The organism is Oharaeibacter diazotrophicus (genome assembly GCF_004362745.1).
GTDB classification, from domain to species: Bacteria; Pseudomonadota; Alphaproteobacteria; order Rhizobiales; family Pleomorphomonadaceae; genus Oharaeibacter; species Oharaeibacter diazotrophicus.
On sequence record NZ_SNXY01000013.1, the window covers coordinates 92,489 to 107,275 of the forward strand.

General features: G+C 72.4%; 10 protein-coding genes. 1 reads left to right on the forward strand and 9 read right to left on the reverse strand.

Translation table 11 applies throughout. From position 1 onward, the window contains the following. Positions 1–90 precede the first annotated feature (90 nt). From repC to EDD54_RS22450, 4 genes are all read right to left on the reverse strand, one after another. Positions 91–1,305: a plasmid replication protein RepC gene (repC, locus tag EDD54_RS22435; RefSeq protein WP_126542005.1), complete on the reverse strand. Its 1,215-nt coding sequence runs from the start codon at positions 1,303–1,305 to the stop codon at positions 91–93. Positions 1,306–1,464: 159 nt separating this feature from the next. After that, positions 1,465–2,436 (reverse strand): plasmid partitioning protein RepB, encoded by a 972-nt coding sequence (repB, locus tag EDD54_RS22440; protein ID WP_126542004.1) that lies wholly within the window; start codon positions 2,434–2,436, stop codon positions 1,465–1,467. After that, complete coding sequence (gene repA, locus EDD54_RS22445; protein ID WP_126542003.1) at positions 2,421–3,605, reverse strand: plasmid partitioning protein RepA; 1,185 nt, start codon at positions 3,603–3,605, stop codon at positions 2,421–2,423. The genes repB and repA overlap by 16 nt, the downstream gene beginning before the upstream one ends. A gap of 174 nt (positions 3,606–3,779) precedes the next feature. Continuing rightward, positions 3,780–4,187 carry a winged helix-turn-helix transcriptional regulator gene (locus EDD54_RS22450; RefSeq protein ID WP_126542002.1) on the reverse strand — a complete coding sequence of 136 codons (408 nt, stop codon included), beginning with the start codon at positions 4,185–4,187 and terminating at the stop codon, positions 3,780–3,782. Between the two features lie 116 nt (positions 4,188–4,303). Here EDD54_RS22450 and EDD54_RS22455 point away from each other — a divergent pair, with 116 nt between their 5' ends. Continuing rightward, positions 4,304–4,606, forward strand: coding sequence for a SemiSWEET family sugar transporter (locus EDD54_RS22455; RefSeq protein WP_126542001.1), 303 nt, complete (start codon positions 4,304–4,306; stop codon positions 4,604–4,606). 180 nt (positions 4,607–4,786) lie between these two features. On the opposite strand, the gene EDD54_RS22460 is transcribed toward EDD54_RS22455, so the two are convergent. The 5 genes from EDD54_RS22460 to EDD54_RS22480 all read right to left on the reverse strand — a co-directional run bounded on the left by EDD54_RS22460 (position 4,787) and on the right by EDD54_RS22480 (position 14,716). Then, positions 4,787–6,976: a methyl-accepting chemotaxis protein gene (locus tag EDD54_RS22460; protein WP_126542000.1), complete on the reverse strand. Its 2,190-nt coding sequence runs from the start codon at positions 6,974–6,976 to the stop codon at positions 4,787–4,789. A 326-nt stretch (positions 6,977–7,302) separates the two neighbouring features. Continuing rightward, entirely contained in the window at positions 7,303–8,997 is a 1,695-nt protein-coding gene (locus EDD54_RS22465; RefSeq protein ID WP_208112258.1) for a methyl-accepting chemotaxis protein, read from the reverse strand. A gap of 223 nt (positions 8,998–9,220) precedes the next feature. Then, entirely contained in the window at positions 9,221–11,221 is a 2,001-nt protein-coding gene (locus EDD54_RS22470; RefSeq protein WP_126541999.1) for a hybrid sensor histidine kinase/response regulator, read from the reverse strand. Then, on the reverse strand, positions 11,218–14,013 hold the full coding sequence (locus EDD54_RS22475; RefSeq protein ID WP_126541998.1) for an ATP-binding protein: 2,796 nt from the start codon (positions 14,011–14,013) through the stop codon (positions 11,218–11,220). Before EDD54_RS22475 ends, EDD54_RS22470 begins: the two co-directional genes overlap by 4 nt. Continuing rightward, a complete protein-coding gene (locus EDD54_RS22480) occupies positions 13,997–14,716 on the reverse strand; it encodes a response regulator transcription factor (protein WP_245515871.1) in 720 nt (239 codons plus the stop codon). The genes EDD54_RS22475 and EDD54_RS22480 overlap by 17 nt, the downstream gene beginning before the upstream one ends. Positions 14,717–14,787 lie beyond the last annotated feature (71 nt).

The following is a 14,787-nucleotide window of genomic DNA, read 5'->3' on the forward strand; positions in this document are numbered from 1 at the left end:
CGGTGCGCTCGGAGTTGAGCGCGCTCAACATCCCGCGTCGCCGCCGACACCGCCCTGCCCGACGGTTGAGCGCGCTCAACGCGCCGCCGCTCACACCCGCGACCCCGACGCTGCGGCACCCGCGCCGTCGCGCGCTCGTTTGCGCAGCAGCGACACCACGATCGGCGCAGGGCTGAAGCGCCCGCCCCTCGCCCGTTCGGTCAGGTTGCGCAGATAGCCACCCGGCGAACGGATGTCCGCGGCGCGCTGCAGGATCGTCGCCACCGTGACCGCCGCGCCCGACGGCCCCATCGCGGCAACCGCGTCGGCCCAGGCGTCGGGCGAGACGCCGAGCGCCGGGCGAACGGCCTCCGCGGCCTGCACGAGATCGTCCCAACTGCGGATCGGCTGTCCGGCCCAGTCGCGCAGGTCGGGACACGCCGCCAGGATGGCGGGAAGATCGAGGCGAACCGCCGCCGCGCTCGCCGATCCGGGCTCCGCCGCGTCCACCCGCTCCTTTTCGAAGGAGGGTTCAGAGTCAAGAGGAGGAGTCGGGTTTGAATTCTGTTTGTGGCGCTCGTTCTGAACGTCACTGGCGCTCGGATTTTCGGTTTTCACGAGTCCGGCCAAGCGCTTGTAGATCTCCGCACGGGCGAGGCCGAGCCGATAGGCGAGATCGCCCAGGGCCTCGACGCCGAGCCCGCGCATCGGGGTGCCCATCGCGCCCGCGAGATCGCGGACGGCGGTCTCCGCGTCGAAATCGGCGTCGGTCTCGGCGAGAAGGCCGATGGCCTTGTCGAGGTCGCGGCGCAGGATGGTGATCCGCTCGCGCAGCTGTGCGCACTCGCGGGCCTCGGCGCGGATCTCGGCGACCACAGCCTCGAACTCGGCGACCCGCGCCACCAGCGGCGTCAGCTCGAAGCCGAAGGCGAGGGCGATCGTGCCGTCCTCGCCCTTGCGGGCGTAGCGCTTGCCGTTCGGGCTGTCGCGCCGCACGACCAGGCCGGCGTCGACCAGCGCCCCGATGTGGCGTCGCAGCGTCGGCGCCGACATGCCGTGCGCCCGGAGCGACAGCACCCGGTTCGACGGGAACACGATCGCGCCGGCGGCGATCTCGTCGCCCGGATGGAACGACAGCAGCGCCCCGAGTACCGCCGCGGCACGGTCGGAGATGCCGAGCCGCGTGCGCGCCTCGGTCACCGCCTTGAGGATCCGCCACTTGTCGACGCTCGCCTCCGGCGGGCAAGCCTCCGCCGTCGCCTGCGCCGCCACCTGGGCCAGCGTCAGACGCCGCGCCCCGAAGGGCGCCGTCGCGACATGGGTCATCGTTGCCTTGCCTCCTCGTCGAGAGGCAAAGAGCCAGGGTTCCCCGTCACGGCGGACGGAGCCATTGACATCCGGTCGGGGAGATGATTCCTTGGAGTTGCTACACGACCAAGGGGTCTCCGGGCGGAAACGTCTCGGGGGCCCTTTCTCTTTGCGGGGTCAGTCCTCCGGTTCTCTGCCGGTCTCGGGATCGGACCCCGCCTCGAAGCGACGGTGCAGCTCGCCGAGGCGGGCCGCCAGCCAGTCGCCGAAGCGCCGGTCCGTGGTGATGGTGACGCGCTTCGCCGCGCGCCTGATGGTGCCGAGCGGCACGCCGCCGGCATCGGTGACCTCTTCCGTCGCCGCCGCCTTCGGCTCCGCCAGCGCGGCGAGGGCGCGGGCGAAGCGCCGCTCGCTCGGCAGCGCCCGCACCGCGGGATCGGCGAGCAGGCCGCGCACGGTCGCGACCGCGCCGTCGGCGCCGATCGCCTCCGCGAACTCGATCCAGCGCCGCGCGCCGACGCCGGGCGCCCGCCCGATCGCCGCGACCACGTCGGCCGGCACCGCCCGGGTCACGGACAGCATCCGCGACAGCCAGGTCTTGTCGACCGAGAGCGCCCGCATCGCCACCTCGCGGCCGTGGCCGGCCGCCTCGATGGCGGCGGCGAAGCGGGCCTGCTCGACGAAGGTGAGGTCCTCGCGCGCCGAATTCTCGAGGCCCTGGGCGAGCACCAACTCGGCGTCGGTCATCGGCCGGACCACCGCCTTGACCTGGAGCCCGAGCTCGCGGGCGGCGCGGACGCGGCGGTGGCCGTAGGCGGTCTGGTAACGGGCGGGATCGGTCGGGTGCGGGCGCAGCAGCACCGGCACCTCCTGGCCGTTCTCGGCGATCGAGGCCTTCAGCGCCGAGAAGGCGGCGCCGTCGTCGCCCTCCATGCGGTCGGCGAGGTCGGCACGGTCGATCGCCGCGGGGTCGACCGCGACGACGCCGCCGGTCGAGACCAGCCGGCCGATCGCCTCCTCGAAGGAACGCGCCGCGCCGGACTTGACGTGCGCCGGGGTAGGGGAGGGGGCGGCCGCCGCGGCGGTGTCCTCGGGCCGGACGGCGAGGAGGTCCTTCAGGAACTGCGAGCGCTTCACGACCGCCCCCATGCCTTCTCGACGAGACCGAAGATCTCGGCGTTGACCGCGTTCATGCTCTCCACCGCGCGGTCGTAGGTGTCGCGGCTGGTCGATGCGCCGCGGGCGATCTCGTAGACGGTCTGCTTGGTGAGGCCGGCGTCCTCGATCGCCGCCGACTTCAGCGCCACCGCTTTCAGGACGTCGTCGCCGAACAGTGCCCTGAGCAGCCCGACGACCTGGAGCTGGGGCCCGTCGGACGGCTCGTGGCGCGTCACCACGTATTTGAGGAAATCGTGGCGCACCGGCGCGCCGGCCTCGCGCACCACCGACAACAGGTCCGCCATCATCAGCAGGAACTGCGCCATCGAGGCGACGTCGAGCATCTGCGGGTGGATGGTGACGAGCAGGCCGGTCGCCGCCACCAGCGCGCCGAGGGTGAGGAAGCCGAGCTGCGGCGGACAGTCCATCACGCAGACGTCGAAGTCGGCCTCGACCTCGCGGATCGCGGCGGCGATCCTGAGGAAGAAGGCGCCGGCCGCGCCGCCGCGGGCGAGCGCCTTCGGGGTGTCGTGTTCGAACTCGGCGAGTTCGAGGTTGCCGGGGATCAGCGACACGCCGGGGAAATAGGTCGGCTGGATCACCTGCCGCGTCGGCACCCGGCCGTCGTCGTAGCGGATCGCGCCGTAGAGGCTGCGGTTCTCCTCGACGTCGAACTCGGGGTGAAGGCCGAACATCGAGGTCAGCGACGCCTGCGGGTCGAGGTCGACCGCCAGCACGCGCAGGCCCTTCATCGCGAGATGATGGACGAGGTGGACCGCGCTGGTGGTCTTGCCGCTGCCGCCCTTGAAGTTGCACACCGCGATCGTCTGCAGCCGCTCGCCCGGGCGGCGGCGCGGCAGGTAGGTCTGGGCCTCCGATCCGCGCCGGCCGGCGAGCAGGTGGCGCAGCTCGTTGACCTGGTCCAGGGTGTAGGCGCGCCGGCCCTGCGGACCCACCGACGGCGTCGGCCCTTGGCCCTCCAGCGACAGCTGGCGCAGATAGCTGTCGCTGACGCCGATCAGGCGGGCCGCCTCGGGCGAAGAGAAGGTGCGCAGGCTCTTGCGGGCGTCCGGCGGATAGATCCGTTCCGACAGCGAGCGCAACTGTCCCGACAACAGCCGGGCGTGGCGCGCCATCGTCTCGTCCGTGCTATCCTCCATCGCCACCGCGACCTCGTGTCTCTAACGCGTCGAGGCCGCAATTCGGCCTCCTCGCGTTACAAGACGCCACGATTCCCGGGCGGCGGCAAGGATTATTGGGTTAACGAAACATGAAGGTCCGGCCGAACGGCCGTGGCCTCGTCGGGCCCCGCGCCGGACGGGCGTGGTCGCCGCTCAGGGAGCTCGGAGCGGGTCGGTCACGGTGGCGGTCTCGGCGATACCCTTGGCAGCGGCCACGTCCGACCTCTGGAGGCGTTCGCCCCAGTCGCGCATGCTCAGCAGCAGCGGGGCGAGCGACTGCCCGAGGTCGGTCAGGGCGTATTCCACCTTGGGCGGAACTTCGGGAAAAACGGTCCGCGCGACGATCCCGTCCGCCTCGAGCTCGCGCAGCTGCAGGGTGATCATGCTCGGCGTCGCCGAGGGTATCAGACGACACAGCGCATTGAAGCGCAACTTGCCTTCGAGCAGGTGAAAGATCAGCACCGGTTTCCAGACGCCGCCGATCACCGACAGCGTCGCCTCGACCGCACAGCCGGTCCGACCGGACTTGCGCTGCCTGGATCGGCGGGTGCTATCATTCATGATAGTACATGTCCTATTTGTGTGTACTGCCAAACTCCAAAGTGGACCACTACATCCGAACTTCAAGACGCACGATGCGTCGGCACCGGTGAAGCTTGCGGTTCGGGAGAGTGGCCATGGACGACGTCGAATATCTCGGTCTCGTCGCCAGCAGTCTGGCGACGCTCGCCTTCCTGCCGCAGGTCGTGAAGACGTGGCGCAGCGGCAGCGCGCGCGACTTCAGCCTCGCCACGCTCCTGATGCTGGAGGCCGGCACCGGCCTCTGGATGATCTACGGCGTGCTCAGGGACGCGCCGGCGATCTGGCTCGGCAACGGCGTCACCTTCGCGCTCGCCGGGTACATCCTGTCGGTCAAGGTGAAAGGACTGCCGTCGCGTCTCGGCGCGCCGACGGAGGGATCCGAACCGTCGGCCCCGTGAGTGCCGCGAGCGCGATCGCACGGCATCGTTTCGGGGCCCGCGCCGCTCTCGGTCGGCGCGTGCCGCGATCGCGGCCGACGAGCGCCGACCGAACGGCCGAAACCCCGTGACGTCCCGACGGGTCGGAACGCCACGAGGCCGACATGGAAAGGGGAGGGGAGGGCGCGGCGCCCTCCGCCGTCACGCCGCCAGTTCGCGGACGAAGGCGGCGACGCCCTCGCGCAGTTCGTGCACCTGGCCGGACATTTCGCGGGTGAGGCCGACGACCGCGTGGGCGGCCTTGTCGGTGCTGCCGATCGCGCCCTGGACGCCGCCGACGTTCTCGCTCACCGTCGAGGTGCCGCGCGCCGCCTCCTGGGCCGAGCGCGAGATCTCGCTGGTCGCCGCGCTCTGCTGCTCGACCGCGCCGGCCACCGAGGTGACGGCGTCGCGGATGTCGCCGACCACGGTGCGGATCGAGCCGATCGCGTTCACGGCCGATTCGGTCGCGAGCCGCATCGCCTCGATCTGGCCGCCGATCTCGTCGGTGGCCTTGGCGGTCTGGTTGGCGAGCGCCTTGACTTCGTTGGCGACGACGGCGAAGCCCTTGCCGGCCTCGCCGGCGCGCGCCGCCTCGATGGTGGCGTTGAGCGCCAGGAGGTTGGTCTGCGCCGCGATGGTGCGGATGATGTCGACCACCGAGCCGATCCGGGTCGCCGTCTCCGACAGCGAGGTGACGATGCCGTGGGTGGCGCCGGCGTGCTGGTCGGCGTCGCCGACGATGCGGCCGGAGCGCTGGATCAGCGAATTGATCTCGCCGATCGAGGCGAACAGCTCCTCGGCGGCCGAGGCGACGACCTGGACGCTGCCGCTGGCGGTCGAGGAGGCCGACATCGCCGCGTCGGTCTGCGCGGCCGAGCTCTGGGCCAGCGCGGCCATCTCCTCGGCCGAGCGGGCGAGCTCGCCGGTGCCGACGCCGACGCGGTCGACGAGGCCGCCCATCTTGGTCTCGAACTCGCGGGCGACCCGGCGCATCATCTCGCGCTGCTCGGCGGCGCGGCGCTCGCGCTCGACCTCGTCCTGGCGCGCCTTCTCGGCGGCGGCGGCCTCGGTCTGGCGACGGATCTCGTCGACGGCGCGGGCGATGTCGCCGATCTCGTCGCGGCGGCGGGCGCCCTCGATCTCGGCGACGGCGGTGCCGCGGGCCATGCTCTGGAGCGCGGCGGTCAGCTTGCCGATCGGGCCGGCGATGCCGCGGGCGACGAGGCCCATGCCGGCGACGGCGACCACGATCACCACCAGACCGACCAGCAGCGCGACGCTGGTGTCGCCGGAGGCGCGGGCGATCATGCTGTCGTGCAGGGCGGTCGCCTCGGCCATCACCACGGCCTGCGGCACCGCGAACACCACCGACCAGCTCTTGCCGGTGCGGCCGAGCGAGATCGGCGCGAACACCTTGAGGAGGTCGGTGGCTTCCTCGTGCTCGACGCTCTCGCGGGCGGCGGCGATCGTCGCCATGTCCTTTTCCCACGCTGCGCCGAGCGCCGCGATTCCGTTGCCGATCGCGTCGGGGCGGTCGCTCGAGGCGACGACGAGGCCGTCCTCGGTCACGATGGTGACGCTGCCCTTGCCGTCGTAGGTGGTCGCGTTGACGTCGCTGACCAGCTTCTGCACGAAGGAGAGGTCGAAGTCGGCGCCGGCGACGCCGATGAACCGGCCGCCGACCAGGATCGGCACCGACATGGTGGCGAGATGGACGGCCTTGCCCTGGACGATGTAGGGCAGCGGCGCCAGCACGCTCTCCTTGCCGGTCGCCTTCGGCCCGAGATACCAGCCGCCCTTGACCAGCCCGTTCGGGTGGCGGGCGTCGCTGTCGTACTCGACCAGCGCCTGCAGGCCGATCTTGCCGCCGGCGTCGCGGGTCCAATAGGGCAGGGACCGGCCGGTGGCGTCGGAACCGACGTCGGCGCGGCCGACGTAGCTCGCGTCGGCGCCGTCGAGCGCGTTCGGCTCGGCGGCGCTGTAGGTGCCGTTGAAGCGCGGGTTGTCCTTCAGCGTGGCGAGCAGCAGCGCGTTCAGCTGCTGGCGCCGCCGCTCCGGCGGGGTCGCCTCGGCACCGTCCGCGGCCATCACCGCCACGGCGTTGGCGGTGGCGCGCGCGGCCTGGAAAGCGGTGTCGACCTCGCTGCCGATCAGCCCGGCCTGCTCGGAGGCGAGCAGGCGCAGCCGCTCGCGGCCGTCGCGGTCGAGCAGGTCGTCGACCTTGCCCGAAACCTCCGCGTTGCTCGTCGTCGTCGAATAGACGTTGGCGCCGACCAGCGCCGCCGTGGTGAGCAGGAGGCAGACCGTCGACAACACGACGATGCGTGTCTTGATCGAGTGGAGATTCATGGGCAGACCTCGAATTACTGAAGATTCTTGTTTGTTCCTGCAGCCATGATCGCCGTGCGGCGGCTTAACGAGCGCTTAATCCGAGGTCTGTGCTTTAGGAGGAGCGGACGGGTGCGTAGCTGAAAGTCGATGTAATCTGTTTCACGCGGCCATATGATAGACCAATAGGTGCATCGAAGGTTGCCGCCCCCTACGGATACAGTTGCAATTCGGATCGCCCCGCCACCTTCGGCAGGTGCGCATCCGCGAAAACGAAACGGCCCGCCGGGGGGCGGGCCGTCCGGTCCGGGGCAAGGGGCCCCGGCGATGGCATCGACGTCGGGCCGTCACGCGGCCCTGAGGCCCTCGACGAAGTCGGCGACCTCCTGCTGCAGGACGCGCGACTGGTCGGACAGCTTGCCGGAGAGGCCCATCAGCTGGGTCGAGGCGGTGCCGGTCATCTCCGCCGCGGTACCGACGCCGGCGATGTTGCCGGTGACGTCGGTGGTGCCGGTCGCCGCGCGCTGGGTGTTCGACGCGATTTCCTCGGTCGCCGCGCCCTGCTCCTCGACCGCGCCGGCGATCGCCGACGCCGACTGCTGGATCGAGCCGATCGTGCGGACGATCCGCGAGATCGAGTCCACCGTCGTGCCGGTCGCCGTCTGGATCTCGCCGATCTTGCGGCCGATCTCCTCCGTCGCCTTGGCGGTCTGGTTGGCGAGTTCCTTGACTTCCGCCGCGACGACCGCGAAGCCGCGGCCGGCCTCGCCGGCCCGCGCCGCCTCGATGGTGGCGTTGAGGGCCAGCAGGTTGGTCTGGGCGGCGATGTTGGAGATCAGCTCGACCACTTCGCCGATCTGCTGCGCCGAATGGGCGAGGGCCTGGACGTTCTGGGTGCTGGCCTCGGCCTCGCGGGCCGCCGCGCTCGCCACCTCGGCGGACTGGCTGACCTGTTTGGAGATCTCGCGGATCGAGGCGGAGAGTTCCTCGGCGCCGGCCGCGACGGTCTGGACGTTGGTGGAGGCCTCCTCGGCGGCGCCGGCGACGGCCTGGGCCTGCCGGGACGTCTCCTCGGCGGTGGCCGAGAGGTTGCGGGCGGCGTCGGCGACCTCGGTGGAGGACTTGGCGAAGCCGTCGGCGAGCTTCTCCATGCGGCCGACGAAGCGCTCGGCGAGTTCGGCCCGGCGGCGCACCAGCGCCTCCTCGGCCGCCTTGGCGGCCTCCTGTGCGACGCGGGCCTCTTCGGCGGCGGCGAGGCTCTGGCGGAACGCCTCCAGGCTGCCGGCGATGGCGCCGACCTCGTCCTTGCGGCCGAGGCCGGGCACGGTCACCGCGTAGTCGCCGCGCTGCATCGTGCCCATGGTGGCGATGATGCCGGCGAGCGGCCGCGTCACGGTCGCGCGCAGCAGCAGCATGGCGACGGCGAGGATCGCGATCACCATGGCGACGATGCCGCCGACGGTCAGCCAGGTCGTGCTGTCGGCCGTGGCGCCGTTCGCGGCCGCCTCGGCGTCGCGCTGGGCGATCAGGTCGTCGTTGAAGGCGATCAGCCGCGCCTGCAGCGCGTCGATCAACGGCCGGCAGTCGGTGCCCATCTTCGCGAGCGCCGTGGCGTTGTCGGCGGCGTTGGTCGACTGGGCTTGCTTGACCACCGCGCCGCAAGCGCCGGCCATGGCGTCCGCGAGGCCCTTGCTGCCGAACTCGAAATCGGCCCGCTTCTCCGGCATCGCCGTGGCCGCCTTGGCGAAATTGGCATCGAAGGCGGCGAGCGCGTCGGTGCGCTTCTTCTCCGCCGCCGCGTTCTCCGCATCGGTGGTCGCCGAGGCGTTCCAGTAGATCGACCCGATGACGTCTGAAAGGTTGCGGTTTGCCCGCGCGACGTAGAGCGTCGCATTGGCCGGCCCGTTCATGAGGTCCGTGTAGGACTGGTCGATGCCCTGCATGGCGTAGCCGGCGACGCCTGCGCCGGCCGACGCGCCGACGCCGAGCACCAGCAACAGCGACGCCACTTTCGTCATCAAGGACCAATTGGAGAACGACATCTGCCCCTCCGTGTCACGGCCGTCGCCCCGGCGGCCGAAGCCTGAGAAAAATACCAGTCCACCTTCTCCCATTGTGGTTAATGCAGTACTAATGGAGGAGAACATAGGAGGTATTACGCAGAGATCCGCAGAGATTTCGTATCTATACATGCGCATCTTTGCATGCGTTGAGGGCGGCGAAACCATCCCGTTGCGCGAGCAGAAGGCCTATCGGCGCCGTACTTCACGCGCCTGCGCCGAGATCGCTCCAGAGCCGGCGAAGATCCGCGAGCGTGAAGGGCTTCTCGACCAGGGTCACGCCGTCCGCGAGCCCCGCCGCCGAGACCTCGCCGGCAGCCGAGACTGTGTCGCCGGTGACGAGCACGAGCCGTGCTCCCGCGGCGGCACCTTCCGCGAGGAGGGTCCGGAACAGGCCGATGCCGCCGCCGCCGGGCATGCGCAGGTCGGAGAAGACGACGGCGAAGTGCCGCGCGCGGGCGAGTGCGAGGCCCTCGGCCACCGAGGTCGCCACGGTGGTCGTGGCGCCGAAGATCTCGAGGATCTCGGCGAGGGTGCCGGCGACGTCGGCCTCGTCGTCGACGATCAGCACGCGGACCGGCCCGGCGGGGGCGGGCGCCGGCGCGGCGGCGCGTTCCGGCAGCGGCAGCGACAACACGAAGCGGGCGCCGCCGCCGGCGATCGCCTCGTGGGCGAGCCCGCCGCCGTGGGCGAGCGCGACGTTGCGCGACACCGACAGGCCGATGCCGGTGCCGGCGCCGACCGGCTTGGTGGTGAAGTAGGGCTCGAAGATCTTCTCGACGATCGCCGCCGCGACGCCCGGTCCGTTGTCCTCGACGGCGATCTCGGCGTTTGCGCCGGCCCGGCGCGAGGCGACGCGGATCCGGCGCGGGTCCGGCGCCGTCGCCATGGCGTGCTGGGCGTTGAGGATCAGGTTCGCGACCACCTGGGTGACCTGATCCGAGTCGGCCGAGACGTCGGAGAGGTCGCCGCAGAGGTCGACCTCGACCGCGATGCCGGCGGCGCGGGTGCCGTAGGCGGTCATCTCGACGGCGCCGCGCACGCATTCGTCGAGATCGACGGTGCGCCGGCTCGGCGTCGAGCGCTTGGCCATCGCCAGGAAGCCCTTGACGATGCGGCTGCAGCGGTCGGCGGCCGAACGGATCTTGGCGACGCGCTCGGCGAAGGGCGTGCCGGCGACCTTGCCCTCGAGCAGGGTCGTCTGCGCCACCACCACCGCCAGCGGGTTGTTGAGCTCGTGGGCGACGCCGGCGAGCAGCGAGCCGAGCGCCGCGTCCTTTTCGGCGGCGTGCAGGCGCTCGCGCTGGCGGGCGATCTCGGCCTCGGCCGCGCGCCGGCTGGAGAGGTCGTGCAGGTTGGCGGCGATGACGCGGCGGTCGCCGACCCGCATCTCGCGCAGCGTCAACTCGACCGCGCGCGGCTCGCCGTCGGCGCCCTGGACCACAGCCTCGACCGGCTCTGCGCCGGCGATCGCCGGGCGCACCGCGCCGTCGGTACCACGCTTCAGGACCGGTCCACCGTCCGGCAGGGCGACGAGGGCGGCGACGTCGCGCGCCGTCAGGGCGGCGCGGTCGACGCCGAGCATCCGGACCGCCGCGGCGTTGACGTCGGCGACGGCGCCGGTCTCGTCGAGCACCAGGACAGCGTCGGCCGCGGCGTCCATGATGGCGCGGCGCACCGTCTCGCTGGCCGCCATGGCGCTCGCCGCCATTTCGATGGCGTCGCCGAACAGGCGGGCGGTGGTGCGCAGGACGCTCGCCTCGGCCTCGCTCCAGCTCCGCTCGCCGGCGCTGGCGACCAGCACCGTGCCCCAGGCCCGGCCCGAGACGAAGATCGGCGCCGCGAGCGCGCCGGCGATGCCGAGGGCGCGGAAATCGGCGGCGAGCCGGACGTCGGTCGCGGCGGTCAGCACGGTCGAGACGACCGCCGACGGCGGCCGTCCCGCGGTGATGCGGGCCGGGGCGACCGAGCACCACGCCGGTGCCGCCGGATCGGCGCACCATTCGCCGACGCAGGTCTCGGCATAGCCGCCCTCGCCGGTCTCGGCGACGGTCAGCAGCACGGCGCGCTCGGCGGACAGGCCGGGGCCGAGGGTCGCCAGCACCGGCGGCGCCGTCTCGGTCCAGCTCCACGAGGTCTGGAACAGCACCAGCACGCGCTCGACCAGCGCCACCAGCCCATCGGGATCGCCGGCGCTCGCCGTCACGACGGCGCCCCCGCGTCGGCGACTTCGGCGAGGAGGGCGCGGATCGCCGGCCGGTCGAACGGCTTCTCCAGGATGCGCACCGGGCGTCCCGCAGCGGCGCCGCGCAACGTCTCGGGGCCGGCCACCATGTCGCCGGTGACGAAGACGAAGCGTTCGGCGAGCGCCGGGTCGCGCCGGGCCACCTCGGTCCAGAACGCGGTGCCACCGCCGCCGGGCATCCGGAGGTCGCAGAACACCACCTCGAAACGGCGGCCGGCGATCGCGGCGAGGCCGTCGGCGATCGAGTGCGCCATGGTGACGGCGCAGCCGTCGAGTTCGAGGAAGTCGGCGAGGGACTCGGCGACCTCGTGCTCGTCGTCGACCACCAGCACGGGTCGGCGGCCGTCGGACGCCGCCGCGGTCGCGGCCGCCGCGTCCGGCGCCGCGAGCGTGCCCGTCGCCGCCGGCAGCAGGATGCGGAAGCGGGCACCGCCGCCCGGCCGTTCGCCGGCCTCGATCCGGCCGCCGTGGGCCTCGACGATGCTGCGGCAGACCGCGAGGCCGATGCCGGTGCCGACGCCGACCGGCTTGGTCGTGAAGAAGGCCTCGAAGATCCGGCCGCGCACCGCCTCGGGGATGCCCGGGCCGTTGTCGGCGATCTCGATCTCGACCGTGCCGTCGCCGCGGCCGACCGACACCCAGATCCGGCGTTCGCCGGTGCGGTCGCCGAAGGCCTGCTGGGCGTTGACCACCATGTTGATCACGACCTGGCCGAGCTGGTCGGAATCGGCCTCCACCGCCGGCAGGTCGGCCGGCAGGCGCGTCTCGACCGTGACGCCGTTCGATCTCAACCCGTAGGCGAGGATGTCGAGCGCCGCCGTCACGATGGCGCGGACGTCGACGCTGGAGCGCTGCGGCGCCTGCTTGCGCGCCATCGCCAGGAAGGTGCGCACGATCCGGCCGCAGCGGTCGGCGGCGGCGCGGATCTTGGTGGCGCGGGCGCGGATCGGCGGGTCGGAGGCGAGTTCCTCCAGCAGCGAGGTCTGCGCGGTGACGATCGCCAGCGGGTTGTTGAGCTCGTGGGCGAGGCCGGCGAGCAGCGAGCCCATCGCCGTCAGCTTTTCGGCCTGATGCAGCTTCTCCCGCTGGTCCGCGAGCGCGGCGGCGACCGCGCGCTGTTCGGTGAGGTCGCGCACATAGGCGGCGTAGGCGACGTCGCCGGCGCCGGCGAGGGCGTGGATCTGCAGCTCCACCGGGAAGATCCGCCCGGAGGCGTGCAGGGCCTGGAGCTCGACGCGGCGGCCGAGCACGTGCGACTGGCGGGTCCGGCCGAAACGCGCCATGCCGGCCTCGTGGGCCTCGCGCAGCGCGTGCGGCACGATCAGCCCACCGATCGGTTTGCCGACCGCGTCGGCGCGGGGAATGCCGAACATCGCCTCCGCCGCGGGGTTGAAGTCGACGACGCGGCCGGCGGCGTCGGTGGTGACGACGGCGTCGAGGGCGACGTCGATCACGGCGGCCGACTTCGATTCGGCGCGGTGCAGGCTGTCGAGCGTCGCGCGCTGCTCGGCGAACAGGGCGAGCACCCGGTCGATCCACGGCTTCCACGCCGGCGGCACCGCCGCCACCTCGGCGCGCTCGCCGCGGGCCTGGCTCTCGATGGTGGCGACCAGCCCGATCGCCGGGGCGACGAAGCGTCGGCCGATCGCGGCGAAGGCGAGGCCGAGCGTGGCGGCGAGCAGCACCAGGTAGAGGCAGTAGGGCAGCACGCCGAAGGCGGCGTCGCCGAGGACCACGCCGGCCGGCACCAGCGTCACCGCGGTCCAGGGCGTGCCGGCGACCTTGACCGCCGAGGCGTAGGTGTCGCCGTGGCGGACGAAACGGCCGAGCGGGATCGCGTCGAGCGCGGCGGGCAGGAGATCGGCGGCGGGCGTGATCCGGTCGGCGGTGGCCGCGACCCGGTCGGTGTCGGCGACCACCGAGCCGCTCTGGTCGACGACGACGATGCCGAGGTCCGGCATCGACGGCGCCAGCAGCCGGTCGGACAGGGCGCTGAGGAGCACGTCGGTGCCGACCATGCCGCGGAAGGCGCCGCCGACCACCACGGGGGCGTTGTGCGACACCATCAGGCCGGCGTTGCCGGCGTCGAAATAGACCGGCACCCAGACCGCGGCGGAGGCCCGGTTCTCGGCCGGCGTGACCATGCGGTAGACGTCGTAGCCGAAGTAGCCGTCGAAGACGTCGATGATCGGAACGTCGCGCGGCCCGTTGGCGGCGATGTCCATCCACGGATAGATCGCGACCATGTCGCGGGCTTCCGAGAAGAAGTAGCTCCATTTCAGGAAGGCGTTGCCGCCGTGGACGGCGCCGGAGGCGACGAAGAGGTCGAAGGCGGCGTCGGCCTCGGCGGCGAAGCCGGCGCGTCCGTGGGCGCGGCTCGGCACCACGGTCAGCGTGCCGAGCCGGTGCGCGTCGGCGGCCTTCGGCGCGCCGAGCAGGTCGACCGGTGCCGCCTCGGTGCGCAGCGCCACCGCGCCGGGGCGCGGGTCGCGCGGGGGCGCGCCGGCGCCGAGCGAGCGCTCCATCGCCGCGCGCAGGCCGTCGACGTGGGCGTCGGCGATCCGCACCACGGTCTCGATCGCCGACAGCCGCTCGCGGGCGATGGTGGCGGAGAGCTCGAGGTCGCGCGCGACCTGGTTCTCGAACTCGCGCGCGATCAGCAGCGCCAGGATCACCACCACCGTGGCGCCGACCAGCGTGACGAGGCGGCGGTAGCGGCTCGACAGCCGCCCGGCTTCAGCTTCCGGTGCCATCGAGACGATATCCCTCTCCCCGCACGGTCCGGATCGGCTGGTCGCCGGCCGGCCCGTGCTCGAGCTTCTTGCGCAGCCGCATCACCGCGATGTCGATGGCGCGGCCGTCGCCGCGGGCGCCGACCAACTCCGCCAGCGCCGTGCGCGACAGCACCCGGCCGGGACGCTCGGCGAAGATGCGCACCAGCGCGAGTTCGGTCTGGGTCAGGTGCACCTCTGCGCCGGCGGGGTCGACGAGGCGCAGGCCGCGCGGATCGAGCCGGAAGGCGCCGACCGGCAGCATCGCCGGGGCGGCCGGGGCGAGCACCGGCGCCGGATCGAGCGGCGCGGGCGCGCGGGCGATCCGGCGGACGACGCTGCGCACGCGGGCGAGCAGCTCTCGGAGCTCGTAGGGCTTGACGACATAGTCGTCGGCGCCGAGCTCGAGCCCGACGACGCGGTCGAGCGGCTGGCCGGCGGCCGTCGCCATGATGATGCCGGCGGGGGTTTCCCGGCGCAACCAGCGGCAGAGTGCGAGGCCGGTCTCGCCGGGCAGTGCGATGTCGAGCACCACGACGGCCGGCATCCGCGCCGCCACCGCGGCGCGCATGGCGGCACCGTCCGACACCCCGTGGGCGTCGAACTCCATCTCGCCGAGATACTCGACCACCGCGTCGCGCAGGTCGATCTCGTCCTCGACGACGAGAACCAGCGGATTGCCCACGACCTCCCCCGAACCGGTCCGCACCCCAGGCGGGTTCCCCGACGGACCACGAGCGCCTACCATACTGAAAA

What these genes read in the sequence shown, in the direction of transcription:
- EDD54_RS22455 (WP_126542001.1), top strand. Translation starts at nt 4,304, where the DNA reads ATGGACGACGTCGAATATCTCGGTCTCGTCGCCAGCAGTCTGGCGACG.
- EDD54_RS22465 (WP_208112258.1), bottom strand. Translation starts at nt 8,997, where the DNA reads ATGTCGTTCTCCAATTGGTCCTTGATGACGAAAGTGGCGTCGCTGTTG.
- repA (WP_126542003.1), bottom strand. Translation starts at nt 3,605, where the DNA reads ATGGAGGATAGCACGGACGAGACGATGGCGCGCCACGCCCGGCTGTTG.
- EDD54_RS22475 (WP_126541998.1), bottom strand. Translation starts at nt 14,013, where the DNA reads ATGGCACCGGAAGCTGAAGCCGGGCGGCTGTCGAGCCGCTACCGCCGC.
- repB (WP_126542004.1), bottom strand. Translation starts at nt 2,436, where the DNA reads ATGGGGGCGGTCGTGAAGCGCTCGCAGTTCCTGAAGGACCTCCTCGCC.
- repC (WP_126542005.1), bottom strand. Translation starts at nt 1,305, where the DNA reads ATGACCCATGTCGCGACGGCGCCCTTCGGGGCGCGGCGTCTGACGCTG.
- EDD54_RS22450 (WP_126542002.1), bottom strand. Translation starts at nt 4,187, where the DNA reads ATGAATGATAGCACCCGCCGATCCAGGCAGCGCAAGTCCGGTCGGACC.
- EDD54_RS22460 (WP_126542000.1), bottom strand. Translation starts at nt 6,976, where the DNA reads ATGAATCTCCACTCGATCAAGACACGCATCGTCGTGTTGTCGACGGTC.